Consider the following 24,061-nt stretch of genomic DNA (forward strand, 5'->3'; position numbering starts at 1 on the left):
CGCGGGTCACTTCGCGGTGCTCCCGCGACGGCGAGACGTCAATGAGACAAAAGCGCCCCCAGGATGTGATATACGCCCTGGGGGCGCGGCATTCTCGCAGGTCATAGAGGTCTACACCAGTGAGCACGTACTTTTCAACCGCCCCTTTGGGGACGTTTTGCACTACGGTCGAGAGGCGTTCGACGTAACGCTGTTGTAGGAATTCAGGGGGATCGAACCGGAATCGGGAGTACGTCAGTGAGCGCCATATCCCTCATCCTGCTGTGCGCCGCGGCCTTGGCCACGGCCCTCGGCGCCGCGGCGCTGTGCACCGCGCTCGGTCTGCGGCGCCAGTTGACCGAGCTGCGCGCGGAGGCCGCGCGGGTCGCCGGTGCGGTGCCCCAGGCGCGCAACGGCGCTTCCGCCGACGAGATCCGTTCCGCCGTCGCGGACGCCCTCGCCGAGGAGCGCGAGCGCGAACTCGCCGAGGCGCGGGCCTTCTGGGCCGCGCAGGAGGCGCGCGACGCGGCCCCGGAGAACGGCACGCTGCTGGCGGGCCACGGCACCGAGTACGAGATCGCGGACGGCGACCTCGCCGACCAGCTCGACGAGCTGCTGGAGGCGTACGAGGGCGAGCTGTTCATCCCCCGCCAGCCCCAGGAGGGCCCGGACGACGCGGACGTCGAGGCCTGGGGCGAGGTCTGGGACGAGGCCCGGGAGGGCGCGTGGGAGGCGCTCGCCGCGCCGGAGGCCGGGACCGCCGCCCCCGAGCCGGAGGCCCCCGAGCCCGGGACCGAGTCCCCGGGCCTGGCCGCCGCCCGCCGCCGCCACCCCTCGCACCCGGACTTCAACCTCAACGGCGAGCCCGTCGTCCCCGCACCCGCGCCGTCCTCGGCACCGACCGTCGCCGACCATGAGCGGACGGTGGAGCGCCTCGCCGCGCTCGCGGGCGCGCGTACGCCGCTGGCGGACGTCCGCCCCGGACCGCTGGGCACGCTGGACGTCTACGTCTTCGAGGACGGCACGACGGTCTGCCTCTCGCCCGGCCACCGCGCCACGAGCGAGGCGCTCTCCGACGCGCTCCGGCTCGGCGAACCGCCGGTCCTCATGGGCGGCTCGGGCATCGCGGGCTCCTACGCGCTCACCTTCGGCCTGCCGAACGGCGAGACGGCCTATCTGCTGGCCGACCGCGTCATCGCCTCGCTCTGACCCCGAGGCACCGGAACGGCACGCGGGGCGGCGCGCGTCAGCCGATGCGCTGAGCCGCCGCCCTCACCAGAGCGAGGGCCTCTTTCAGGTGATCCTCGCGCTCGGCGGGCGGGGCCAGGGCGAGCGCCTCCACGAAATCGTTCGCGGCGACAGCAAGTTGGTCACCGGTCGCGAAGAGGCCCGCGTCGGGCAGCACGCGGGGGACCTCGCCCGGGGCCTCCAGACGCTGGGCACGCAGCACCAACTCCCTGGCCAGAGCGAGCCCCTCGGCCGCCGCGCCCCGTCGCAGGGCGCTCTGCGGAAGCGCCCGCAGACGGTCGGCGAGCCGGTCGGCGGCGGTGATCAGCGGAGTCGTATCGGGCACCGGTCAAGCCTATGCGCCGCTCTCCGACTGTTGCCAACGCCCCAACGCTCAGGCAACGTGGCGTCAAGGACTCACTAAGAACGCGTCCGGAGGCGCCGATGTCCCAAATCTTCTCCGAAGAGACCCACCGGAACCTGCTCTCGCGGATCCCCCACTGCACCGGTCGTGAAGTCTCCGACTGGCTCCGCACAGTCGACGAAGGCCCCGCTCTCTTCCGCTTCGAGGAGAAGGTGAGCTGGCTCCGCGGCGAGCACAACCTCGCCTACGGCCACGCGAAAGCGATCATCCACGAGCACGACCTGAGGCGCGCCGCGCGCAATCTTTGAGCCACACCCCGACAGCAGACGCGAGAGGGCCCGGAGGCAACGCCTCCGGGCCCTTCGTCTCTTCTACGTCCGCTAGCGCTAGTTGTCGCCCTGGAGGATGGCGATCAGACGCAGGAACTCCAGATAGATCCACACGAGCGTCAGCGTCAGGCCGAAGGCGGCCATCCAGGCCTCCTCGCGCGGCGCCCCGTACGCGATGCCGTCCTCGACCTGCTTGAAGTCGAGCGCCAGGAACAGCGCGCCGAGCACGATGCCGACGACGCCGAAGAGGATGCCGAGACCACCGCTGCGGAAGCCCAGGCCGTCACCGCCACCGAAGGCGGCGAACAGCAGGTTCACCCCCATCAGCAGGATGAAGCCGATCGCGGCGGCCATCACGAAGCGGTAGAACCGCTGGGTGACGCGGATGATCCGCGTCTTGTACATCACCAGGACCGCGGCGAAGACGGCCATGGTGCCGAGCACCGCCTGCATCGCGGCGCCGTTCACATACCCGTTGACGTAGTTGCTGATCGCGCCGAGGAAGAGGCCCTCGAAGACCGCGTACGCCAGGATCAGCGCGGGGACCGGCTTGCGCTTGAAGGCCTGCACGAGCGACAGCACCATCGCGATGAGCGCGGCGCCGATGGCGGGCCCGAGCGACAGGTCCGTGATCCAGGCCGCCGCGGCGGCGACGATCACCAGGCCGACCGTCATCCCCGTGCGGGAGACGACGTCGTCCATCGTCATGCGCCCGGCCTGCGGCGGGGCGGGGGGCTGCGTCGGCTGGGTCTGGGTCTGCTGGGCGTACGGGTTCGTCGCGTACGGGTTCCCGGCCTGCGGCGGCTGCTGCTGGGTCTGGAAACCGGCATAGCCACCGTCGCGGCTGAACCCCCGACGCGAGAAGACCGGGTTGCTGCTCCTCATCTCACTCCTCCATGGCCACACTGCGCGGCCTCGCGTCCAGCGTAATGCGTAAGTAAAAACAGCACGCTAGTGCAGAGTCACAACGAGCGAAAGTGATGTCTTTGTTCCCCCGCGGTGTCTAGCCGAGCTGCACGGAGCGCTTGGCCAGGCCGTTCCAGAAACCGTCGATCACCGTGCGCTGCGCGGACAGGTCGTCCTCCCCGGCACCGAGCGTGACGAAGAGCGGGGCGAAGTGCTCCGTACGGGGATGGGCGATCCGTCCCGCGGGCGCCTTACGGGTGAAGTCGAGCAGCGCGTCGAGGTCCTGCCCGTCCAGCGCCTCCCGCCCCCACGCGTCGAACTCCCGCGACCAGGCGGGCGCCTCGTCGGCCCCGGCGCCCCAGGTGAGGCCCCGGAGGTTGTGGGTGAAGAAGCCGCTGCCGACGATCAGGTACCCCTCGTCGCGCAGCGGCGCCAGCGCCCGGCCGAGCGCCATCAGCCGCGCGGGGTCGAGCGTGGGCATCGAGAGCTGGAGGACGGGGACGTCGGCCTCCGGGTACATCTCGACGAGCGGGACGTACGCCCCGTGGTCCAGGCCGCGCTCCGGGGCGTCGTGGACGGGGAGCCCGGCGCCGCCGAGCAGCCCCCGGACGCGCGCGGCGAGCGCGGGGGCGCCCGGCGCGGCGTACGTCACCCGGTAGTAGCGCTCGGGGAAGCCCCCGAAGTCGTACACAAGAGGGACGGTGCGGGTCGCGGAGAGGGTGACCGGCGCGGACTCCCAGTGCGCGGAGACCATGAGGACCGCGCGGGGGCGCGGCAGGCCCGCGGACCACTCCGCGAGCTGCCGCGTCCACAGCGCGTCGTCGGCCAGCGGCGGCGCCCCGTGGCTGAGGTACAGCACGGGCATCCGCGCCGGCGCGGGGGCGCCGCCCTGGCCGGCCGTCACGAGCGGACGAGCAGGACGGCGCCCGCGACGGCCGCGCCGAGCACGACGGCGGCGGCGCCGTACGCGAGGCGGTGGTCGCGCAGGACGGGGAGCGCGCGGTCGGCGGCCCAGCGGCCAGGACCGGCGAGGGCGAGCGCGGCGGCACCGGCGGCCAGCACGAGCGGGTACTCGATGCCGCCGAAGAAGCCCTTCTCCCAGTCCACGGCGACCACGTTGAGCATCGTGCCGACGACCGCGGCACCGGCGAGCGGCGTCAGCAGCCCGAGCGCGAGCCCGAGGCCGCCCAGGGTCTCGGAGAGCCCGGCGACGACGGCCATGAGCTTGCCGGAGGGGTAGCCGACGGACTCGAAGAACTGCGCGGTCCCGTCCAGCCCTCCCCCGTCGAACCAGCCGAAGAGCTTCTGCGAGCCGTGCGCGGCGAGGGTCACCCCGAGCACGAGCCGCAGCACGAGCAGCCCGGTGTCGTACGGGAGCCGGGGGGCGGCGGCGGTGGCGGTGGCCGTGGGCGCCGATTCGGGGGTGGAGGTGAGGGTGGCGTGGGGGGACGACATGAGCGGAGCCTCCTACGTCGAGGTGTGGGACTGTTGCATGGGACACATAGTTCAAATTCGAACTACAGTGGACCGTACCCGCAGGTTCGAATTTGAACAACTTCGTAGGATGGATCCATGGCGCAGACCCCGGATTCCCCGGCCCCCCGGTGGCTCGACGAGCAGGAGATGGCGGCGTGGCACGGCTTCCTGGAGGCCACCAGCCGCGTCGCCCGGCATGTGGAGCAGCAGCTCAAGGACGAGGCGGGGCTCTCCCACGCCCAGTACGAGATCCTCGTCAGGCTCTCCGGGGCGCCGGACGGCGAGATCCGGATGACGGAGCTGGCGGAGGGCCTCTTCACCACCAAGAGCGGACTGACGTACCAGGTCGGCCAGTTGGAGAAGCGGGGCCTCGTCACCCGCCGTTCCTGTCCGACGGACGTACGCGGCGTCCTAGCCGTCCTCACCGCCGAGGGCCGCGCCGCGCTCCGTGACGCGGCGCCGGGCCACGTCACGGCGGTACGGGAAGCGTTGATCGACGTCCTGGACGCCGAGGAACTGGCCGTTCTGGCGAAGGGCCTCGGCCGCGTAGGAGCGAGGCTCCGCCCCTCGGGCTGACCGAGCCTCGGGACCACAGCCCCTCGCTGGCAAGCGCAGCCCCCCCCACGCCGGGTGCCCCGGCGAACGGGCCGGGTTCGGGGTGCCCCGGGCCGTGCTTCGCGGGCTGCCGCCGCGCCGTGGCTGGGCGCGCAGTTCCCCGCGCCCCTGACGGGGCAGGCCCCGACGTGTCGTGACCCGGCGCGCCCACGCGGCGGAGCCGCACATCGAACACAGCCCCGCGCCCCTTATGGGGCAAGCCCCGACGTCATGGCCGGGCGCACAGCCCCGCGCCCCGTCGGGTACGGCTCTTTCACACCGTGAAGCGGAGCATGTCGGCGAGGATCAGGCAGGCGGCGCCGCGCAGGGTGTCCGACTCGTCCCACGGGGCCAGCACGACCGAGGGCCGTATGCCCGGGTGCGGCAGGACGAGGGGGGTGAGGGCCTCCTCGACGGCCTCGCGGAGGGGACGGCCCGCCCCGACGGGGTCACCGTGCAGCAGCACCGCCTCCGGCGCGAGGAGCTGCCAGACGACGGCGAGCCCGAGGGCGAGGTTCTCCGCGTACTCGCGCAGCAGCCCCGCCGCGCGCCGGTCCCCCGCGTCCGCGCGCTCGGCGAGCGCCGCGCTCGTCAGCGTGGCGGCGTCCGGCAGGCCGAGCCCCTCCGCGCGGGCGCGCAGCCAGCGCACCGTCGCCAGGGTGTCCCAGCAGCCGCGCCGGCCGCAGCGGCACAGCGCGCCCCCGGCGTCGAGCACCGTGTGCCCGATCTCGCCCCCGGCGCCCCGCGAGCCCCGGTGCAGGGTGCCGTGGGTGACGAAGCCGACGCCGATCGCCTCGCGGACGTAGACCGAGGCGAACGAGGAGAGGCCGCGCCCCTCCCCGAACCACAGGTCGCCCAGCGCCTGCGCGCGCGGGTGGAGGTCGATCAGGACGGGCAGGCCCAGCCGCTCCTGGAGGCGGGGGCCGAGGGCCAGCCCGTCCCACTGCGGGGCGAGTTCGACATGGACGATGCCGCCCGTCTCCGTGTCCACCATCCCGCCGACGGCCACGCCCACGCCGCGCGGCGGAACCGCGCCGCCGCGCCCGCCGGGCAGCCGCGCCCGCGCGTCCCGCAGCGCGCCCTCGACCTCGTCCAGCACCACGCCGGGGCCCGTCCCCGGCGCCAGCACGCGGGACGCCGAGGCCCGTACGGCGCCTCCGGCGCCGATGACCGCCGCGCGCACCGAGCCCGGCATCAGGTGCACGGCCCCTATCGGCGCGCTGTCCTCCGCGAACCAGAGGGGGCGCCCGCCCCGGCCGCCGCCCGGCCCGCTGGGGCGCGGGGCACCCTCCGCGAGCAGCCCCTCCTCGATCAGGGGCTGCGCGACCGCGCCGACGACCGCGCGCTGCGCGCCCAGCAGCCGGGCCAGCTCGGAACGGGAGAGCGGCCCGTGCGCGTAGAGCAGGCGCAGCAGCCGCGCGCGGTTGATCCGGCCCGTCTCGGCGGGCGAGACGAACGAGAGCGACGGCCGCGAGGACGTGTCCGGCCCGGGCCCCATGGGCTACCCGACCCGTTCCCCCGTGGCCCAGGAGCGCGCCCCGAGCAGCTTCTCCCCGAACTCGCTGAGAACCGGCGGCGGATACTCCCGCTCCCTGCCGCGCGGGTCGCCGGGGAAGACCGGCTTGGGCGGCGTGCGGTCCCGCCAGACCGTGAGCCGGTGCTTGACCTGCTCCGCGTCCTGCTCCTCGGCGGGGAACATCGTCACGTACTGCGCCATCCGCACCCGGTCCTCGGTGGTGTTGGGGCGGACGCCGTGCGGCAGCAGACTGTTGAAGACCAGCAGGTCGCCCGCGTTCGTCGGCAGCAGCTCGGGCTCGCCCAGCCCCGTGGTGTCCGGCTTCCACGGGTCGCGGTCGGCGGGCTGGCGCGCGGCCCACGCGGAGAAGTCGCGGTAGAGCCTGGGGTACGCCTGGGTGCCGCCGATCTCCGGGCCCGTGTCGACGAGGGAGACGACGCCCTGCACCTCGAACGGCAGCGGGTCGAGGGAGGTGTCGATGTCCCAGTGGATGAAGCCGTCGAAGGCGCGGTCGCCCTTGTTGGGCGGATTCACGTTCGCCCGGTCCAGCGCGACCCACAGGTCCTCGCGGTCCCAGATGTCGACGAACGTGTCGTAGATCCGGGGCTCCTCGCGGATGTCCCACAGGTGCTGGTGCTGGTAGATCTCCACCATGCCGCTGTGGTTGACCTCCGGCAGCGGGTGGTCGTCGGGGCGGGTCCCGGACCAGGTCTCCCGGTCGTCGGGGTCCATCCCCGTGAACTCCCACAGCGTGCGCTTGAGCCGCTCGATCTTCTCCAGCGGCACGGCGTGCGGCACGCGCACATATCCCCATGTCTTCCAGTGCCGCCAGTCGTCGGCCGACAGCACCCGTAAGGGCAGTTGCTTCTCCATCGCGTACATCGGATCCCTGGGCATGCAAGGAACCGTTGCAAACACCCGGGGGGCCGTCAACGGCGCCTCCTCGGGTAGGGTGACCGTTTCCCGACGCCGATCGTGCACGCGCCAAGGAGGTGAGACCCATTACCGCCAGGTCAGGCAGGGTGCTCTCGCCTCATGGCCCCGGGGCCGACGCCGCCGCGTAGCGGCGCCTCCGGGGAGGGAGCGCCCCACGGCACTCCGAAAGGCTCCCCATGACGGTCACTTCCTCCCCCTCCGACCCGCCCGGCTCTCCCGAGGACCCCTCGGCCGTCGTCGGACGACTCCGCGCCGCGGGCTGCGTCTTCGCCGAGGACGAGGCCCGGCTGCTGTACGGGACGGCCCGTACGCCCGAGGAACTGGACGCGATGGTCGCGCGCCGCGCCTCGGGGCTCCCCCTCGAACACGTCCTCGGCTGGGCCGAGTTCTGCGGGCTGCGGATCGCCGTGGACCCGGGCGTCTTCGTGCCGCGCCGCCGCACGGAGTTCCTCGTCCGCCGGGCCCTGGAGCTGGCGCCGCCCGTTCCTCCGCTCGCCGTCGTCGACCTGTGCTGCGGCACGGGAGCGGTGGGCGCGGCGCTCGCCGCGGCGCTGGGCCCACGCGCCGAACTGCACGCCGCGGACGTCGATCCCGCGGCCGTGCGCTGCGCCCGCCGCAACCTCGCCGCCGCGGGCGGCCACGTCCACGAGGGCGATCTGTTCGACCCGCTCCCCCGCGCGCTGCGCGGCCGGGTGGGCGTCCTCGCCGCCAACGTGCCGTACGTGCCGAGCGGCGACGTGCCCCTGCTGCCGCCCGAGGCCCGCGAGTACGAGGCGCTCCTCGCCCTCGACGGCGGCACCGACGGCCTCGACGTGCTGCGCCGGGTGGCCGCCCGGGCTCCGGAGTGGCTGGCCCGGGGCGGCTGTCTGCTGGTCGAGACGAGCGGGCGCCAGGCGGACGCGGCGTCGGCCGTCCTCGCCTCCGCGGGCCTGACTCCCCGGGTCGCCACGGACGACGACTGGGGCGCCACGGTCCTCACGGGGGTGCGGCCTTAGGAGAAGGCCTTGGGGGGGTGCGGCCTCAAGGGGCTTGCCCTCGCCGTCAGCCCGGGGCCGCCTCGATGGTGGGGAACATGAGGGGCGGGGGGAGTTCGGCGTACGCGGGAGGGGCGAAGCCCGCCGTACGGACGCTCCCCCCGAGATGGTCCCAGGCGCGCAGCATCGTGGGGTCGCCGGACATCCGGACCAGCACGGCCACCGAGTCCGGGTGCTTTTCGCCGAGCAGCGCCCCGGTGTCCGTCGCCGCGAAGACGCCCGCGCGCCGCTCGCTCAGCGGGCCGAGCGCGGCCAGGGCGCGCACTGGACCAGCCGGGTCAAGGGCGGGCGGCCCGCGTTCCGGCCGAACCGGCCTGGCGGGCACGGTAGTTGGCGACATTGAGCCGGTTGCCGCACACCTCCGGCACGCAGTAGCGACGGCGCCCGGCCTTGCTCGTGTCGACGAACAGCCCCGCGCACTCCGGCGAGGCGCAGGCCCGGAAGCGGGCGTGGCCGAGCGTGCGCAGGGCGCCGAGCAGCCCGGTGCCGATCAGGACCCCCAGCTCCCCGGCGAGCGGGGCGCCGGGCTCCGTCGCCACGTACCACTGCCACTCCCCCGCCGCGTCGCGGTCCAGCACGGGGCCGCGGCCCGCGCGGGCGACGAGCGCCGAGGCGCCCTCGGCCACCCGCTCCTCGGACTCCGCGCGCAGCAGTTCGCCGACCTCCTCGCGCAGGGCGCGCACCGAGGCGAGGTCCCGCGCCGAGGGCGCCGCCCCGCCGGCGAGCGCGTCCGGGGCGAGGCGGTGCCGGGTGAGGAAGTCCGACAGCGCCGGCTCGTCCGCCAGCAGCTCGCTCGCACTGACGGGCGGGCCGGTGACGACGAGGTCCGTCCCCAGCGCGGCCCCTGCCTTGTAATCGGAAAAGAGAGTTTTCAAGCCTTACTCCTGCTACGGTCGTCGCGGAGGTAACCGGAGAAAGGAGAGTTTACCCATGAAGGTGCGCACGGAGAGCACGCGCGTACGCGTGTCCGGCGGCGAGGTCGCCGTCCAGGTGGCGGGCGAGGGCCCGACGGTGGTCCTGACGCACGGCACCCCGGCGTCCTCGTACCTGTGGCGCGAGGTCGTGCCCGTACTGGCCCGCGAACACACCGTCCACGTCTGGGACATGCTCGGCTACGGCGCCTCGCGCGCGGCACCCGGCACCGCCCCCTCGATCGCCCGCCAGGCCCGCACCCTGGCCGAACTCGTCGCGCACTGGGGACTGGAGGAGCCCGCGCTCGTCGGGCACGACATCGGCGGCGGCGTCGTGCTGCGCGCGCACCTCGTCGAAGGCGTACGGGCGCGGCGCCTCGCGCTCGTCGACGCGGCGGTGCTCGGGCCGTGGAACACCCCGTTCACCGAGCACCAGCAGCGCCACGCGGACGTCTACCGCACGATGCCGCCCGACGTCTTCGCCGACCTGATCGCGGCCCGCTTCCGTACGGCCACGCACCGGCCCCTGTCCGGGGAGGCGGCCGCCGCCTACCTCGCGCCGTGGCGCGGGGCGGAGGGGCAGGGGCGCTGGCTCGACCAGGTCGCGGCCGTCGGCTTCGAGGACACCCGCGAGGTGGTGGCGCGGCTCGGGGAGATCACCGCGCCCTCACTGGTCCTGTGGGGCGGCGAGGACACCTGGCTGCCGCCCGCCACCGGCGACCGGCTGGCCGCCGCGATCACCGGCGCCCGCCTGCGCGTGATCGCGGACGCGGGGCACTTCCTGCCGGAGGACGCGCCGGGGGCGGTGGCCGGGGCGCTGCGGGAGCACCTGTCCTGAGCCCGCCCGCCCCCGCGGAGGGGTCACGGGGTCACGCGGCCTCGGCCGCGGCCCCGGTCGCCGTGGCGGTCGCGTCCGCCGTGTCCGCCGCCTCCGTCACCCCCGTCACGTCCGTCGCCTCCGCGAGCCAGAGGTCGGGACCGAACACCTCGTACCGGACCTGCCGCGCGGGCACCCCCGCGCGCAGCACCTGCGCCCGTACGGCGCGCATGAACGGCAGCGGGCCGCACAGGTAGACGCTCGCGTCAGCCGGGATCTCCGGCGCCCCCGGCGCGGCCAGGTCCATCAGCCCGGTGAGCGCGTCCGGCTCCGCACCCGGCTCCACGTCGGGCTGCTCGTACCAGAACGCGGCCCGCGCGCCCGGGAGTTCGTCGAGCAGCCGGTGGGTGTCGGCGCGCAGCGCGTGGGTGAGCGGCGAGGCGTCGGCGTGCAGCACCGTGACGGGGCGCGCGGAGCCGAGCGCCGCGAGATGTTCGAGCATCCCGACCATGGGCGTGCAGCCGATACCGGCCGACACCAGCACCAGCGGCCGGTGGCTGTCGTCGAGGACGACGTCCCCGAACGGCGCGGAGAGCGTCAGCTCGTCCCCGGGCCGCACGGTGCGGTGCAGCAGGCCCGACACCTCGCCGTCGATCCGCTTGACGGTGATCCGGCGGGTCTCCGCGCCGGGCGCCGAGGAGAGGCTGTACTGCCGGAGTTGGTGGACGCCGTCCGGCATCCGCGTCCGTACGCTCACGTACTGGCCCGCGCGCGCCGGAGGCGCCGGTTCGCCGTCGGCCGGGCGCAGGACGAACGAGACGGTGTCGGCGGTCTCCTCGTGCCGCCCGGTGACCGTCCACTGCCGCCACGGGTGACCGGGGCGCACGTGCGCCTCCAGATAGAGCCGGGCCTCCCGCGCGATGAGGGCACCGGCCATCAGCCAGTACACCTCGTCCCAGGCGGCCGTCACCTCCGGCGTGACGGCGTCGCCGAGCACGTCGGCGATGGCCGCGAACAGGTACTTGTGGACGATCGTGTACTGGTCGTCGGTGACCCCGACGGCGGCGTGCTTGTGCGCGATCCGCGACAGCAGGCCCTCGGGGCGGGCCTCCGGGTCGGCGAGCAGCGCGCCCGCGAACGCGGCGAAAGCCCCCGCGAGCGCCTGCCGCTGCGCGCCGCTGGCCTGGTTGCCGCGGTTGAACATCCCGTCCAGCAACTCGGGGCGCTCCTCGAACATCGAGCCGTAGAAGCGCGCGGTGATCTCGTCCAGTGCCCCGGTGACGGCGGGCAGCGTCGCCCGTATCACCGCGGCCGATTCGTCGGAAAGCATGCGTCCTGTCTAGCAGCGCGGACCCGGACGAAAGGGGCTCCGGCGGCCGATCCGGGACCAAGGTCCCGGAAGTGGGGACCAAGCGCCCGGGCCCCCGCCCGGACACGGCCCCGGGTGGCCCCGCCGCCCCGCTCCCCCGCGCGGTACGTTCGCAGCATGAGCGGAGCGGGAGCGGGAGCGGGAGCGACAGAGCCGGTGCGGATCTTCCTCGTCGACGACCACGAGGTCGTCCGGCGCGGAGTGCGGGACCTGCTGGAGGCCGAACCCGGGCTGGAGGTCGTCGGCGAGGCGGGCAGCGCGGAGCAGGCCCTGGCCCGGCTCCCGGCACTCCGCCCGCGGGTCGCGGTCCTCGACGTCCGCCTCCCGGACGGCAACGGGGTCGCCGTCTGCCGTGAGCTGCGCTCGCGCATGCCGGAGCTGGCCTGCCTGATGCTCACCTCGTTCGACGACGAGGAGGCCCTGCTCGACGCGATCATGGCTGGCGCCTCCGGGTACGTGCTCAAGCAGATCAGCGGCACGGACCTCGTCACGGCCGTACGGACGGTGGCCGAGGGCAAGTCGATGCTGGACCCCGGCGCGACGGCCCGCATCATGGCCCGCCTGCGGCAGGCCGACGGGGCGCCCGGGGTCCAGCAGGCCAAGGAGCCGGGCGGGCTCTCCTCGCTGACCGAGCGCGAGCGGGACATCCTCACGCTGATCGGTGAGGGGCTCACCAACCGCGAAATAGGCGCCCGCCTCTACCTCGCGGAGAAGACCGTCAAGAACAACATCTCCCGCCTCCTCGCCAAGCTCGGCGTAGAACGCCGGGTCCAAGCGGCAGTAATAGCCACCCAGTCCACAACTCCAGGGCTCGCCCCATAAGGGGCGCGGGCCTGTATCTGAACTGCGGCTCCGCCGCGCGGGCGCGACCGGTCACCACACCACGGGGCGTGCCCCTCAGGGGCGCGGGGAACTGCGCGACAAGCCACGACGCGGCGGCAGCCTGCGATGCACGCAGCGGGGCAGCCCGAACCCAGCCCTCTGGCACCGGGCACCCGGCATGGGGGCTGCGCTTGCCAGCCCTGCTCCCCCAAGCTCTTCGAGCAGGGGGTACCCCCAGTGGCAGACCTCCCAAGCACAGCGGGGGGGAGAAGCAGGGGCGCAGGGCTTCCGAGCGCCGCAGGGAGAGGTGGGCTGCCCCGAGTTCCGGGGGCGGGGTTAGTCGACGGGGAGGCCGGTGGGTTCCTTGATGCGCTTCATGATGATCTGGGAGTTGACCTCTGTCACACCCGACAGGGCAGTCAGCTTCTCGATCCAGAGCCGCTCGTATGCCCGCAGGTCCTCGACCGCGATGCGCAGCAGACAGCCGGGGCTGCCGAAGAGCCGGTGGGCCTCGATCACGTCGGGGATGTCCTGGAGCGCGGCCTCGAACTCCTCCACGACCTCGCGGTCCCGCTTGACCTCCACGGAGACCAGCACCTCGAAGCTCCGGCCCACCGCCTCGGGGTCGATCACCGCGCGGTACCCCTGGATCACCCCGTCCGCTTCGAGCTGCCGCACGCGCCGCATGCACGGCGAGGGCGTCAGCCCGACCCGCTGGGCCAGCTCCTGGTTACTCAGCCGTCCGTCACGCTGTAGCTCGCGCAAGATATCCCGGTCGATCGCGTCCATGGCGCAATCATCCACCCTTACCAGGCGGTAGCGCTTCCTGAACTAGCGATCGAATTGCGGACGTTTCCGCCTATCCTTGCGGCCGGTCGATCCCTCACCCCCGGATCGGGACGAAGGAGTACGCGCAGTGGGACGAGTCATCGTCATCAGCACCGGCGGCACGATAGCCAGCCGATGGCAGGGCGCCGGGTTCGCCGCCGAGGCCCAGGGCCGCGAGGTCATGGAGTCCACCGTGGTGCCCGACGGCGTCACCGTGGAGGTCCGCGACCTCTTCAGTCTGAACAGCTCGCGCCTGACCACGGCCCACCAGCTCACCCTGCTGCGCACCGTCCAGGACGTCCTCGCCGACCCCGGCGTGGACGGCGTCGTCGTCACCCACGGCACCGACACCCTGGAGGAGTCGGCGTTCCTGCTCGACCTGCACCACGACGACCCGCGCCCGGTGGTGTTCACCGGCGCCCAGCGCGCGTTCGACGCGCCGGACGGCGACGGCCCCAGCAATCTCCGCGACGCCCTGCTGGTCGCCTCGACGGCGCGCGGCCTCGGCGTCCTGGTCGCCTTCGACGGCACCGTGCACGCCGCGCGCGGCACGGTGAAGACGCACACCCTCGCCCCCGACGCCTTCGGCGACCCCTCCGGCGTCCGGCTCGGCAAGATCGGCTTCGGCAAGGTCACCATGCTGCGCCACCCCCGGCGCCCCGAGCCCCTTCCGATGCCCGCCGACGACGTGACGCCGCCCCGCGTCGACGTGATCGCCCACCACGCCGACGGCGACGCGACGCTGCTGAACGCGGCCGTGGACGCCGGCGCGCGGGGCCTCGTCCTCGTCGGCACCGGCGCGGGCAACGCGACGCCCGAGATCGCCGAGGCCGTCGCCGCCGCCGTCGCGCGCGGCGTGCTCGTCGCGCTGACGACCCGGGTGGGGTCCGGGCCCGTCGCCCAGCTCTACACGCTCGGCGGCGCCGTCGATCTCGTCGCCGCCGGTGCCGTGCCGACCGGGACGCTGCGCGCGGGCCAGGCCCGTATCGCCGTCCTGGGCGCGCTGCTCGCCGCCGACGACGCGGCGGGGCGCGTACGGGCCCTGCGGCACGCGCTCGGCCTGGAGCTGGAGCACGGACAGCACGACCTCGGCCGGGAGACCGCCCTCGACCACGGGGCGGGGCACGAACGGACCGTCCCCCATGCGGCCCGTACGTGCCCCGCTCCGCGCACCCACGAGCCCCGCACGGCCCCCGTCTCCTGACTCCGCCGGACCGTGGTCGCCCTCTGCCGTGACCACTGGGCAGGGGCTGCCCCTTCCTGTCCATCGCAGACCGCGGGTCGTGGCTGGTTGCTCGCGCATTCCCCCGTGCCCCTTGAGGGCGCTCCCCCGAGCGCCCCGTACCTCTAGGGGCGCGGAGAACTGCGCGCCCAGCCACGACGACAGCCGCACCCGGCAATGCACAGCCCGGGGCAGCCTCTCTCCCGCCCCAAAACGCCCTAGCGCAAAGGTGCCGTCCACGTCAGGCACGTACCGCCCGTCGGGGGCACCGTCAGGCGGAGCGTGCCGCCGACGTCCTCGGCACGGTCGGCCGCGTTGCGGAGACCGCTGCGGCGCCCGCCGTCGGGCACGCCGACCCCGTCGTCGGTGACGGTGAGCGAAACGCGGCCGTCGCCCGCCCGCAGGGAGACCCGTACGCTGCCGGCCCCGGCGTGCCGGGCCGCGTTGCTCAGTGCCTCGGACAGGACCGCGACCACGTGGTCGGCCACGTGCGGCGGTACGTCCGTGTCGAGCAGGCCCTCCAGGGAGAGCTGGGCCGGGAAGCCGAGCGGGCGGCGGGCGTCCTCGACGGCGCGGGCGGCGCGGGCGCGCAGGCCGCCACCTGCCTCCTCCTCGCGCGAGCGCAGCCCGAAGATCGCCGAGCGGATGATCTTGATGGTCTCGTCGAGGTCGCCCATGACCTGAGTGACGCGCTCCCCCGCGCCCGTCCCCTCGACCTCCGGCAGCCGCGTGGTGCTGCGCAGCGTCATCCCGGCCGCGAACAGCCGCTGGATCGCCAGGTCGTGCAGGTCCCGCGCGATACGGTCGCGGTCCTCCAGCAGCGCGAGCTGCTCCGCGTCACGGCGGTGGTCGGCCAGTTGCAGCGCCAGCGCCGCCTGGTCGGCGAAGCCCAGCAGCGGGCCGATCTCGTCCGCGCTGAACAGCCGTTCGCCCGCGTGCCGCGCCAGCAGCAGCACGCCCTGCACCTCGCCCGTCGCCGCCGCGAGCGGCACCGCGACCGCCGGGCCCAGGTCCTGGAAGCGGCGCGGGCCCGCCGTCAGCCGCGGATCGCCGTCGATGTCGGCGCTCGTGACCGGCGATCCGGCCGCGACGGCGGCGCCGGAGAGCGTGCCCGCCGTCGGTACGGTCAGGCCCAGCCGCTCCGGCGCCCGCGCGCCCAGCGCCAGCTCGACGCGGAGCCGGTCGGCGTCCTCCAACGGCACCGAGACGTCCGCGAGTTCCGCGCCGGTGATGTCCCGCGCCCGCTGCGCGACCAGCTCCAGCACCTCGGCGCGGGGGCTGCCGGACAGCAGGCTCCGGGTGATCTCCGCGCTCGCCCGCAGCCACGCCTGCTGCTGCCGGGCCTCCTCGTACAGCCGCGCGTTGTCGATCGCCACGCCCGCCGCGACGGCGAGCGTCTGGAGGACGGCCTCGTCCTCGTCGTCGAAGTCCTCCCCGCCGCGCTTGTCGGTCAGATAGAGGTTGCCGAACACCTCGTCGCGCACGCGCAGCGGGACGCCGACGAAGGTGCGCATCGGCGGGTGGTCCGGCGGGAAACCGGAGGACGCCGGGTGCCGGGTCAGATCGCTGAGGCGCAACGGCTCGGGGTGCCGGATCAGTTCGCCGAGGATGCCCTCGCCCCGGGGGTAGGGGCCGATGGCCTCGATCTCCTCGGGCGTCAGCCCGACCGTCAGCATCTGGTCGAGGGTGCGCCCGTCGGGGCCGATCACGCCGAGCGCCGCGTACCGCGCGTCGACCAGCGTCGCCGCCGCCTCCACGATGCGCTGGAGGACATGGGTGACGTCCAGCTCCCGCCCCACGGACAGCACGGCCTCCAGCAGGCTGTGCAGCCGGTCGCGGGCGCCCCGCGCGTCGTCGATCCGCGACTGGAGCTCGTCCAGCAGCCGGTCGAGCCGGAGCCGGGGCATCCGGGAGCCCCGCTCGCCGTCCCCGTCCACCCGCGCTCCTCCCGTACTCGTCCACATTTCCGCTCCACGGTATCCACACCTCCGTCACCGCCGCCGTCCGCCTCCGGCCCTAGGGCGGGAGGCGGATCCGCCGCCGTCCCGCGCTCGGTAGCGTCGCCGGGCATGACGATCACGGAACCGGCGCGCGGCGCCGGAGAGCGGAAGCGGAACGTCCTCGACCGGCTGGAGCGGGAGGAGGACATCTGGGTCGCGTCGGCCGACGGCGACGGGGTGCCGTATCTCGTGCCGCTGTGGTTCCTCTGGGACGGCGAGGCCGTCTGGCTCGCGACCCGGCTCACCAATCCCACCGCCCGTAATCTGCGGGCCTCGCGCCGGGCGCGGCTGGCGTTCCCGTCCACGCGGGACGTGGTCCTCATCGACGGCGGCGTCGAGGTCTTCACGGCGCAGGACGTACCCGCGGCGGCGGCCGAGGCGTTCGCGGAGCGGTACGGCTGGGAGCCCCGCCGGGACCACGCCTCGTACGGCTATCTGCGGATCCTGCCGCGCACGGTGCAGGCGTGGCGCGGGGAGCACGAGATGCCCGGCAGACACGTGATGCGCGACGGCCGCTGGACCGACTGACCCCGTACGGGCGGGAGTCGGGCGCGGCAGGGGCTCAACGGTATGACGTGAGCGGGCCGGAGGCGGGGCGGCGGAGAGGACACGGGGGAGCGAACAGGGCGCGGCCCGGCCCTGCGGCACGGGCGCGCACCCTGGGCCGGTTGGTGCCCGGAGCCGGACTCGAACCGGCACGGCCCGAAGGCCAACGAGGTTTAAGCTCGTCGTGTCTGCATTCCACCACCCGGGCACCGGCTCCTGGACCGCTGTTCGCACGCTCCGGAGCGCACGCGGCCCTCCCCAGGGCACGGGGAGAGCCTATCCAGGGTCATCCCCCGAACAGCGGATCGACAGACCGATGTTGTCTTATTTTATTGGCAACTGACGGCGCATCAGTACACCGTGTTCCACTTCGGAGCGATGCGCTGTCCGTGCCCGGCTCGCGAGAAATGACGGAAAGTCGCCGCTCGGTCACGCGTTCTGGGGGACGAGCCCCTCAGGGTCGCCCTCATCCCAGAGGATGACCGGAGTCGCGGGGAGTACCTCCCAAGGCTCCCCCGGAAACCGGAGCGCGGGCTGATCCGCGACGGCGGATCGGACGGAACGATGGAGCCATACGGAAAGTTCCGCCCGTCCCCAGTACCCGTCCCGACAGGAGCACCGCGCCGTGACGACCAGCACCCGCCCCCAGCACCCCGCCGGGAGCCCGCAGCAGGGCTTCCCCGCAGCGCCGTACGGAGCCGGTGGTCCCGCGGCGGCGCGGGCCACGGACCTCTCGAAGGTCTACGGACAGGGAGAGACCCAGGTGGTCGCCCTCGACCGGATCTCGGTCGAGTTCCGTAAGGCCGAATTCACCGCGATCATGGGCCCCTCGGGCTCCGGCAAGTCCACCCTCATGCACTGCATGGCGGGGCTCGACACGGTCTCCAGCGGCAGCGCCATGATCGGCGACACCGAGCTGACCGGCCTCAAGGACAAGAAGCTCACGCAGCTCCGCCGGGACCGCATCGGCTTCATCTTCCAGGCGTTCAACCTGCTCCCGACGCTCAACGCGATCGAGAACATCACGCTGCCGATGGACATCGCCGGCCGCAAGCCCGACAAGCAGTGGCTCGACCGCGTCATCCAGACCGTCGGCCTCTCCGACCGGCTCAAGCACCGGCCCAACCAGCTCTCCGGCGGCCAGCAGCAGCGCGTCGCCGTCGCCCGCGCCCTCGCCGCGCAGCCCGAGATCATCTTCGGCGACGAGCCCACGGGCAACCTCGACTCCCGCGCGGGCGCCGAAGTCCTCGGCTTCCTGCGGAACTCGGTGCGCGAGCTGGGTCAGACCGTCGTGATGGTCACCCACGACCCGGTCGCCGCCTCGTACGCGGACAGGGTCGTCTTCCTGGCCGACGGCCGCATCGTCGACGACCTCGCGAACCCGACGGCGGACTCCGTCCTGGAGCGCATGAAGTCCTTCGACGCGAAGGCTCGTACGAGCTGAGGCACCGCCCGAGACCGCACTGACGACAGGACCTCCAGGACTTCCCCATGCTCCGTACCGCCTTGCGCAATGTCTTCGCGCACAAGGCCCGGCTGTTGATGACGATGCTCGCCGTGCTCCTCGGCGTCGCCTTCGTCTCCGGCACCCTGGTCTTCACCTCGACCATCTCCGACGCGTTCAAGAGCAGCTCCCAGAAGGGCTACAGCAGCGTCGACGTCTCCATCCAGCAGGACGGCGACAGCGACAGCGACCAGGGCCGCCCCGACTCGGACACGCCGCTGACCCAGCACACCCTCGACAAGGCCGCCGCGCTGCCCGGCGCCAAGTCCGCGACCGGTGACGTCTCCGGCTTCGCCGCGCTCTCCGACAAGAAGGGCAAGCTCGTCGGCGACGGCTTCGCGACGAACGGCGGGAACTACTACACGGGCCGGGACGGCTCCGGCGACGACCCGCGGTACGCGATGAAGAAGGGCCAGGCCCCCTCGGCGCGCGGCGAGATCGCCATCGACCAGAAGACCGCCGACCGCACCGGTTACAAGGTCGGCGACACCGCGCGGCTCTCCGTCAACGGCCCCGTGCGCGACGAGAAGATCAGCGGCATCTTCTCCACCGACGACGGCAACGTCGCCGCGGGCGGCACCCTCGTCCTCTTCGACAACGCCACGGCGCAGCGGCTCTTCGCCAAGCCCGGCGAGTACACGAAGATCAACGTGCAGGCGAAGAGCGGCGTCTCGCAGGCCGCGCTCCAGAAGCAGGCCGCGAAGGTCCTGCCGCACGGCACCGAGGCCGTCACCGGCAAGAAGCTCGCCGACGACGAGGCCAAGGCGATCGAGAGCGGCATGTCCGGCATGCAGACCTCGATGCTGGCCTTCGCCGGGATCGCGCTGTTCGTCGGCATCTTCATCATCGCCAACACCTTCACCATGCTGGTCGCCCAGCGCACCAAGGAGCTGGCGCTGCTCCGCGCCGTCGGCGCGAGCCGCCGCCAGGTGACCCGCTCGGTGCTGATCGAGGCGCTCGTCGTGGGCGCCGTCGCGGGCCTCGCCGGGATGGGCGCGGGCATCGGCATCGGCGCCGGACTCCGCGCGCTGATCGGCAGCATGGGCGAGTCGATGCCGGAGGGCCCGCTCGTCATCGAGCCCGCCACGGTCGTGATCTCCCTGATCGTCGGCGTCGTCGTCACGGTCCTCGCGGCCTGGCTGCCCGCCCGCCGCGCCGCCAAGATCCCGCCGGTGGCCGCCATGAGCAGCGTCCACGCCCCGGCCTCGACCCGCTCGCTGGTCGTGCGGAACAGCATCGGCGCCGTCTTCGCGGGCCTCGGCACCGCCCTGGTGCTCTACTCGACGTCGATGGACGACGGCAAGGCCCCCATGGGCTTCGGCGCCGCCCTGCTGCTGATCGGCGTCTTCGTGCTGACGCCGCTGCTGTCCCGTCCGCTGATCGCCGCCGCGGGCCCGGTGCTCCGGCTCTTCCACGTCAGCGGCAAGCTGGCCCGGCAGAACGCGGTGCGCAACCCGCGGCGTACGGCGGCGACCGCCTCCGCGCTGATGATCGGGCTCACCCTGATCACCGGCCTGACCGTCATCGCGGGCGGTGTCCAGAAGGGCATCGACAAGATGGCGAGCGACTCCCTCAAGGCCGACTACACGGTCTCGATGGCCAACTTCACCCCCCTCTCGCCGGACGTGGAGAAGAAGGTCACCGCCCAGCCCGAGGTCACCGCCAGCTCCGCGCTGCGCAACGCCCCGGCGGCCATCGGCTCCGGCGAGGAGAACCTGACGGGCGTCAACGGCCGTACGATCGGCCAGCTCACCTCCCTCGACTTCCGCGAGGGCTCCTTCGCCGGGCTCTCCGGCGGCGGGAAGGCCGTGGTCGACATGGACACGGCCAAGGAGAAGGGCTGGAAGATCGGCTCGCAGTTCTCCGCGACGTTCCAGGACGGCAAGAAGGAGAGCCTCACGGTCTCGGGCCTCTACAAGGGCAACGAGATGATCAAGGGCATCATGGTCGACAACGCCGTGGTGACCCCGCACATGGACAAGATCGTCGACATGCAGGTCATGGCGAAGACCAAGGGCGGGGCCTCGACCGAGACCAAGGACGCCCTGGAGAAGGCCCTCGGTGACAACCCGGCGGTCCAGGTCCAGGACAAGAAGGACATCTCCGAGGGCATCTCGCAGATGATAAACATCCTGCTGAACGTGCTCTACGGCCTGCTGGCCATGGCCGTCATCGTCGCCGTCCTCGGCGTCATCAACACCCTGGCGATGTCCGTCTTCGAGCGCAGCCAGGAGATCGGGATGCTGCGGGCCATCGGCCTCGACCGCCGCGGCATCAAGCGGATGGTCCGCCTGGAGTCCCTGGTCATCTCCCTCTTCGGCGGTGTCCTCGGCATCGGCCTCGGCGTCTTCTTCGGCTGGGCCGCGGGCGACCTGATCGCCGGCGCCGGGATGGACACCTACGAGCTGGTACTGCCCTGGGACCGGATGGGCATCTTCCTCGGACTGGCCGCCGTGGTCGGCGTCCTGGCCGCCCTCTGGCCCGCCCGCCGCGCCGCCCGGCTGAACATGCTGTCGGCGATCAAGAGCGAGTGAGCGAGCAGCGGCACGGACCGCACACGACGGAGGCCCGCCCCGGGAAGGGGCGGGCCTCCGCTCGTTCAGGCGTCGTTCCACTCCCGGGCGCGCAGGGGCAGTCCGGACGCCCCCGACTCCGGGGTCTTCACGGCCAGCACCTGGTTGACGCCGATCCGGTTGCGTTCGAAGGCGAGCGCGGAGGCGGCCATGTAGAGCCGCCAGATCCGCGCCCGCCCCGGCGAGGAGAGCCGGACGGCCCGCCCGAAGTCGGACTCCAGGTTCGCGACCCAGGCCCGCAGCGTCAGCGCGTAGTGCTCGCGCAGCGACTCCACGTCCCGCACCTCGAACCCGGCCTCCTCCAGGGCGCCCACCGTGCGGCCCACGGGCGCGAGTTCGCCGTCGGGGAAGACGTACGCGTCGATGAACTCGTCGACCTCGTACGCCTCCTCGTCCGCGAGCGGGCGGCGCGCGATCTGGTGGTTGAGGAGCCGCCCGCCGGGCCTGAGGAGTCTGTGGAGGTCCGCGGCGTACTCGGCGTACCGCGCCTTGCCGACGTGCTCGGCCATGCCGACCGAGGAGATCGCGTCGTACGGACCGTCGGCCACCTCGCGGTAGTCCTGCACCCGGATCTCCACGCGGTCCGTGAGGCCCTCCTCCGCGACCCGCTTACGGGCGTACGCGGCCTGCTCGCGCGAGAGCGTGACGGCGACGGCGCTCACCCCGTACTCGCGCGCCGCGTGCAGCACCAGCGAGCCCCAGCCGCCGCCGACGTCCAGCAGCCGCTGGCCCTCGCGCAGCGCGAGCTTGCGGCAGATGAGGTCGATCTTGTCGCGCTGGGCGTCCTCCAGCGAACCGCCGTCCTGCCAGTACGCGCAGGAGTAGACCATGGACGGGCCCAGCACCAGCTCGTAGAACTCGTTCCCCACGTCGTAGTGGTGGCTGATGGCCGCGCGGTCGCGGCGGAGGGTGTGCCGCAGTCCGGTGCGGCGGCGGTTCTCCTCGCGGGGCGGGGGCGGCGGCAGTCCGGGGCCCGCGAGCCGCGCCAGGGAACGCGCCGCGGCGCGGACCTCCGGGTCCCGGGCGAGCGCGAGCGCCCCGCGCCCGGACCTCTCCCCCTCGGCGGCCTCGGGCCGCTCCCAGATCAGTTCGGCCAGCAGATCGAGTGCCTCGTACAGATCGCCCTCGACGTCGAGCTCCCCCGCCACCCACGCGCGGGCCAGGCCCAGCTCGCCCGGGCGCCACAGGATGCGCCGCAGTGCCCGCCGGTGCCGGATGACGAGGACGGGTGCGCCCGGCGGACCCGCCTCGCTGCGGTCCCAGGCCCGGATCCGTACCGGGACGGGACCTCCCAGGAGCTTCTCCGCCAGCGCGAGGAGCTGCGGCGCGGCAGCCGACATACGAACACACCTCCGTGGAATGAAGGGGTGGATTCCCCATACACGTAACGCGTTCGGGAACCGTCGTATGCCCACTGTGCACAGAAATCCATGGACACGCGAAAGGGGCGCGAGCCCCACGGATGGCTCACGCCCCTCGGCGTACTGTCAGCGGACGGAAGCGCCCCCTGAAGAGGCCGGAAACGTCCGGCGAGGACGCGTCCGGGTCAGGACGCCTTCGCCGTGTCCTTGTTCTTCGACTCGTCCTTCGCCACGATGCCCTCGGCGGACTGCGCGGGCACCGGAGCGGCCCCGGCCTCCGCCTTCTTGGCGGCGGCAGCGGCGGTCACCGGGGCGGCCGCCTCGTAGAACTCGCCGCGCGGGTGCTCCATGGCGCCGAGCGAGACGACCTCGCGCTTGAGGAACATGCCGAGCGCCCAGTCGGCGAGGACCCGGATCTTGCGGTTGAAGGTCGGGACGGCCATGCCGTGGTAGCCACGGTGCATGTACCAGGCCAGCCGGCCCTTCAGCTTGATCTTGGTCTTGCCGAAGACGATCATCGCGACGCCCTTGTGCAGGCCGAGGCCCGCGACGGCGCCCTTGTTGGCGTGCTTGTACTTGCCCTGGGGGAAGCCGCGCATGCCGGAGATGACGTTGTCACCGAGGGCCTTGGCCTGCCGCAGCGCGTGCTGCGCGTTCGGCGGGCAGAAGGCGTTCTCCTTGTCGGAGGCCAGATCCGGGACCTGGGCGTTGTCGCCCGCGGCCCAGATGTAGTCCGTCCCCTTGACCTGCATGGTCGCGTCGACGTCGACGTGGCCCTTGGGGCCCAGCGGCAGGCCGAAGCGGGCCAGCGCCGGGTTGGGCTTGACGCCCGCGGTCCACACGATGGTGGAGGAGTCGACCTCCAGGCCGTTCTTCAGCACCACGTGGCCGTCCACGCAGGAGTCCATGGAGGTCTGGAGGTAGACCTCGACACCGCGCTTCTTGAGGTGCTCCAGGCCCCACTCACCGAGCTTCGGGCCGACCTCGGGGAGGATGCCGGGCGCCGCGTCCACGAGGATGAAGCGCATGTCCTCGCGCTTCACGTTCGGGTAGTACTTGGCGGCGTCACGGGCCATGTCCTCGACCTCACCGATCGTCTCGGCACCGGCGAAGCCGCCGCCGATGAAGACGAACGTGAGCGCCTTGCGGCGGGCCTCCTCGTCCTGCGTGGAGTCGGCCTTGTCGAGCTGCTCGAGGACGTGGTTGCGCAGACCGATCGCCTCTTCGACGCCCTTCATCCCGATCCCGTTCTCGGCCAGCCCTGGCACGGGGAAGGTGCGCGAGACGGCACCCATCGCGATGACGAGGTAGTCGAACGGCAGCTCGTACGGGTCACCGACGAGCGGCGCCACCGACGCGACCTTGCGGTCCTGGTCGATGGAGGTGACGCGGCCGGTGAGGACCTCGGCCTTCGGGAGCACGCGTCGCAGAGGGACCACGACGTGGCGAGGAGAGATGCTGCCGGCGGCGGTTTCGGGAAGGAAGGGCTGGTACGTCATGTACGAGCGCGGGTCGACGACGGTGACCGTCGCCTCGCCGTAGCGCATCTTCTTGAGGATGCGCCGTGCCGCGTACAGACCGACGTACCCGCCACCCACTACGAGGATTCGGGGACGCTCCGTGGTGCTCATGAAATCGAGTATCCACCCAGGGGCCGGGGTGACTTCGTGAGGGTCTTCACAAGCATGAGGGGACCCTCTGCTACACTCCCCCGCCCCGCACAGGTCCGCTCCCCCGCGCCCGATCC

23 protein-coding genes and 1 tRNA gene are annotated in these 24,061 nt (G+C 73.1%); 10 read left to right on the forward strand and 14 right to left on the reverse strand.

Annotated elements, in window-relative coordinates; translation table 11 throughout:
- The first annotated feature begins 237 nt into the window (after window positions 1-237).
- Window positions 238-1,188 carry a hypothetical protein gene (locus ABD343_RS00450; protein ID WP_344522724.1) on the forward strand — a complete coding sequence of 317 codons (951 nt, stop codon included), beginning with the start codon at window positions 238-240 and terminating at the stop codon, window positions 1,186-1,188.
- A 37-nt stretch (window positions 1,189-1,225) separates the two neighbouring features.
- On the opposite strand, the gene ABD343_RS00455 is transcribed toward ABD343_RS00450, so the two are convergent.
- Window positions 1,226-1,552: a hypothetical protein gene (locus ABD343_RS00455; protein ID WP_344522726.1), complete on the reverse strand. Its 327-nt coding sequence runs from the start codon at window positions 1,550-1,552 to the stop codon at window positions 1,226-1,228.
- A gap of 98 nt (window positions 1,553-1,650) precedes the next feature.
- Here ABD343_RS00455 and ABD343_RS00460 point away from each other — a divergent pair, with 98 nt between their 5' ends.
- Entirely contained in the window at window positions 1,651-1,878 is a 228-nt protein-coding gene (locus tag ABD343_RS00460) for a DUF4287 domain-containing protein (protein ID WP_344522728.1), read from the forward strand.
- A gap of 78 nt (window positions 1,879-1,956) precedes the next feature.
- Here ABD343_RS00460 and ABD343_RS00465 read toward each other — a convergent pair whose 3' ends face one another.
- The 3 genes from ABD343_RS00465 to ABD343_RS00475 all read right to left on the reverse strand — a co-directional run bounded on the left by ABD343_RS00465 (window position 1,957) and on the right by ABD343_RS00475 (window position 4,260).
- Complete coding sequence (locus tag ABD343_RS00465) at window positions 1,957-2,784, reverse strand: Bax inhibitor-1/YccA family protein (RefSeq protein WP_344522730.1); 828 nt, start codon at window positions 2,782-2,784, stop codon at window positions 1,957-1,959.
- Between the two features lie 118 nt (window positions 2,785-2,902).
- A complete protein-coding gene (locus ABD343_RS00470) occupies window positions 2,903-3,670 on the reverse strand; it encodes a dioxygenase family protein (protein ID WP_344524302.1) in 768 nt (255 codons plus the stop codon).
- A 35-nt stretch (window positions 3,671-3,705) separates the two neighbouring features.
- Window positions 3,706-4,260: a DoxX family protein gene (locus ABD343_RS00475; RefSeq protein ID WP_344522732.1), complete on the reverse strand. Its 555-nt coding sequence runs from the start codon at window positions 4,258-4,260 to the stop codon at window positions 3,706-3,708.
- 117 nt (window positions 4,261-4,377) lie between these two features.
- Here ABD343_RS00475 and ABD343_RS00480 point away from each other — a divergent pair, with 117 nt between their 5' ends.
- Window positions 4,378-4,857: a MarR family winged helix-turn-helix transcriptional regulator gene (locus ABD343_RS00480; protein WP_344522735.1), complete on the forward strand. Its 480-nt coding sequence runs from the start codon at window positions 4,378-4,380 to the stop codon at window positions 4,855-4,857.
- 292 nt (window positions 4,858-5,149) lie between these two features.
- On the opposite strand, the gene ABD343_RS00485 is transcribed toward ABD343_RS00480, so the two are convergent.
- Together ABD343_RS00485 and ABD343_RS00490 are read right to left on the reverse strand one after the other, a co-directional pair.
- Window positions 5,150-6,373 carry an ROK family protein gene (locus ABD343_RS00485; protein ID WP_344522737.1) on the reverse strand — a complete coding sequence of 408 codons (1,224 nt, stop codon included), beginning with the start codon at window positions 6,371-6,373 and terminating at the stop codon, window positions 5,150-5,152.
- A gap of 3 nt (window positions 6,374-6,376) precedes the next feature.
- A complete protein-coding gene (locus ABD343_RS00490; protein WP_344522739.1) occupies window positions 6,377-7,288 on the reverse strand; it encodes a phytanoyl-CoA dioxygenase family protein in 912 nt (303 codons plus the stop codon).
- 215 nt (window positions 7,289-7,503) lie between these two features.
- Between ABD343_RS00490 and ABD343_RS00495 the strand changes: the two genes are divergently transcribed.
- On the forward strand, window positions 7,504-8,322 hold the full coding sequence (locus ABD343_RS00495; protein WP_344522741.1) for a putative protein N(5)-glutamine methyltransferase: 819 nt from the start codon (window positions 7,504-7,506) through the stop codon (window positions 8,320-8,322).
- Window positions 8,323-8,368: 46 nt separating this feature from the next.
- Here the strand turns inward: ABD343_RS00495 and ABD343_RS00500 are convergent, their stop codons facing one another.
- The gene (locus ABD343_RS00500) at window positions 8,369-8,626 is read right to left on the reverse strand and encodes a hypothetical protein (RefSeq protein WP_344522743.1); all 258 of its coding nucleotides are present in this window, start codon (window positions 8,624-8,626) and stop codon (window positions 8,369-8,371) included.
- 13 nt (window positions 8,627-8,639) lie between these two features.
- Window positions 8,640-9,236, reverse strand: a complete 597-nt coding sequence (locus ABD343_RS00505) for a CGNR zinc finger domain-containing protein (RefSeq protein ID WP_344522745.1) — start codon at window positions 9,234-9,236, stop codon at window positions 8,640-8,642.
- 55 nt (window positions 9,237-9,291) lie between these two features.
- Between ABD343_RS00505 and ABD343_RS00510 the strand changes: the two genes are divergently transcribed.
- Window positions 9,292-10,110, forward strand: a complete 819-nt coding sequence (locus tag ABD343_RS00510) for an alpha/beta fold hydrolase (protein WP_344522747.1) — start codon at window positions 9,292-9,294, stop codon at window positions 10,108-10,110.
- Window positions 10,111-10,141: 31 nt separating this feature from the next.
- Here ABD343_RS00510 and ABD343_RS00515 read toward each other — a convergent pair whose 3' ends face one another.
- The gene (locus tag ABD343_RS00515; RefSeq protein WP_344522749.1) at window positions 10,142-11,419 is read right to left on the reverse strand and encodes a globin domain-containing protein; all 1,278 of its coding nucleotides are present in this window, start codon (window positions 11,417-11,419) and stop codon (window positions 10,142-10,144) included.
- A 156-nt stretch (window positions 11,420-11,575) separates the two neighbouring features.
- On the opposite strand from ABD343_RS00515, the gene ABD343_RS00520 reads away from it, so the two are divergent.
- Entirely contained in the window at window positions 11,576-12,280 is a 705-nt protein-coding gene (locus ABD343_RS00520; protein WP_344522751.1) for a response regulator, read from the forward strand.
- A 336-nt stretch (window positions 12,281-12,616) separates the two neighbouring features.
- Here ABD343_RS00520 and ABD343_RS00525 read toward each other — a convergent pair whose 3' ends face one another.
- Window positions 12,617-13,069, reverse strand: coding sequence for an Lrp/AsnC family transcriptional regulator (locus ABD343_RS00525; protein WP_344522753.1), 453 nt, complete (start codon window positions 13,067-13,069; stop codon window positions 12,617-12,619).
- Window positions 13,070-13,196: 127 nt separating this feature from the next.
- Here ABD343_RS00525 and ABD343_RS00530 point away from each other — a divergent pair, with 127 nt between their 5' ends.
- Window positions 13,197-14,312 carry an asparaginase gene (locus ABD343_RS00530; protein ID WP_344522755.1) on the forward strand — a complete coding sequence of 372 codons (1,116 nt, stop codon included), beginning with the start codon at window positions 13,197-13,199 and terminating at the stop codon, window positions 14,310-14,312.
- A gap of 236 nt (window positions 14,313-14,548) precedes the next feature.
- On the opposite strand, the gene ABD343_RS00535 is transcribed toward ABD343_RS00530, so the two are convergent.
- Window positions 14,549-16,294 (reverse strand): sensor histidine kinase, encoded by a 1,746-nt coding sequence (locus tag ABD343_RS00535; protein WP_344522757.1) that lies wholly within the window; start codon window positions 16,292-16,294, stop codon window positions 14,549-14,551.
- Between the two features lie 105 nt (window positions 16,295-16,399).
- Here ABD343_RS00535 and ABD343_RS00540 point away from each other — a divergent pair, with 105 nt between their 5' ends.
- Window positions 16,400-16,858, forward strand: a complete 459-nt coding sequence (locus ABD343_RS00540; RefSeq protein ID WP_344522759.1) for a pyridoxamine 5'-phosphate oxidase family protein — start codon at window positions 16,400-16,402, stop codon at window positions 16,856-16,858.
- Between the two features lie 141 nt (window positions 16,859-16,999).
- On the opposite strand, the gene ABD343_RS00545 is transcribed toward ABD343_RS00540, so the two are convergent.
- Window positions 17,000-17,084 (reverse strand) — tRNA-Leu (locus tag ABD343_RS00545).
- 417 nt (window positions 17,085-17,501) lie between these two features.
- On the opposite strand from ABD343_RS00545, the gene ABD343_RS00550 reads away from it, so the two are divergent.
- Window positions 17,502-18,320, forward strand: coding sequence for an ABC transporter ATP-binding protein (locus tag ABD343_RS00550; RefSeq protein ID WP_344522761.1), 819 nt, complete (start codon window positions 17,502-17,504; stop codon window positions 18,318-18,320).
- Between the two features lie 47 nt (window positions 18,321-18,367).
- Window positions 18,368-20,914: an ABC transporter permease gene (locus tag ABD343_RS00555; protein WP_344522763.1), complete on the forward strand. Its 2,547-nt coding sequence runs from the start codon at window positions 18,368-18,370 to the stop codon at window positions 20,912-20,914.
- 65 nt (window positions 20,915-20,979) lie between these two features.
- Here ABD343_RS00555 and ABD343_RS00560 read toward each other — a convergent pair whose 3' ends face one another.
- Window positions 20,980-22,293: a class I SAM-dependent methyltransferase gene (locus ABD343_RS00560; RefSeq protein ID WP_344522765.1), complete on the reverse strand. Its 1,314-nt coding sequence runs from the start codon at window positions 22,291-22,293 to the stop codon at window positions 20,980-20,982.
- 206 nt (window positions 22,294-22,499) lie between these two features.
- Complete coding sequence (locus ABD343_RS00565) at window positions 22,500-23,945, reverse strand: NAD(P)/FAD-dependent oxidoreductase (RefSeq protein WP_344522767.1); 1,446 nt, start codon at window positions 23,943-23,945, stop codon at window positions 22,500-22,502.
- Between the last annotated feature and the right edge of the window lie 116 nt (window positions 23,946-24,061).

The organism is Streptomyces albiaxialis (assembly GCF_039530985.1).
Lineage (GTDB): Bacteria > Actinomycetota > Actinomycetes > Streptomycetales > Streptomycetaceae > Streptomyces > Streptomyces albiaxialis.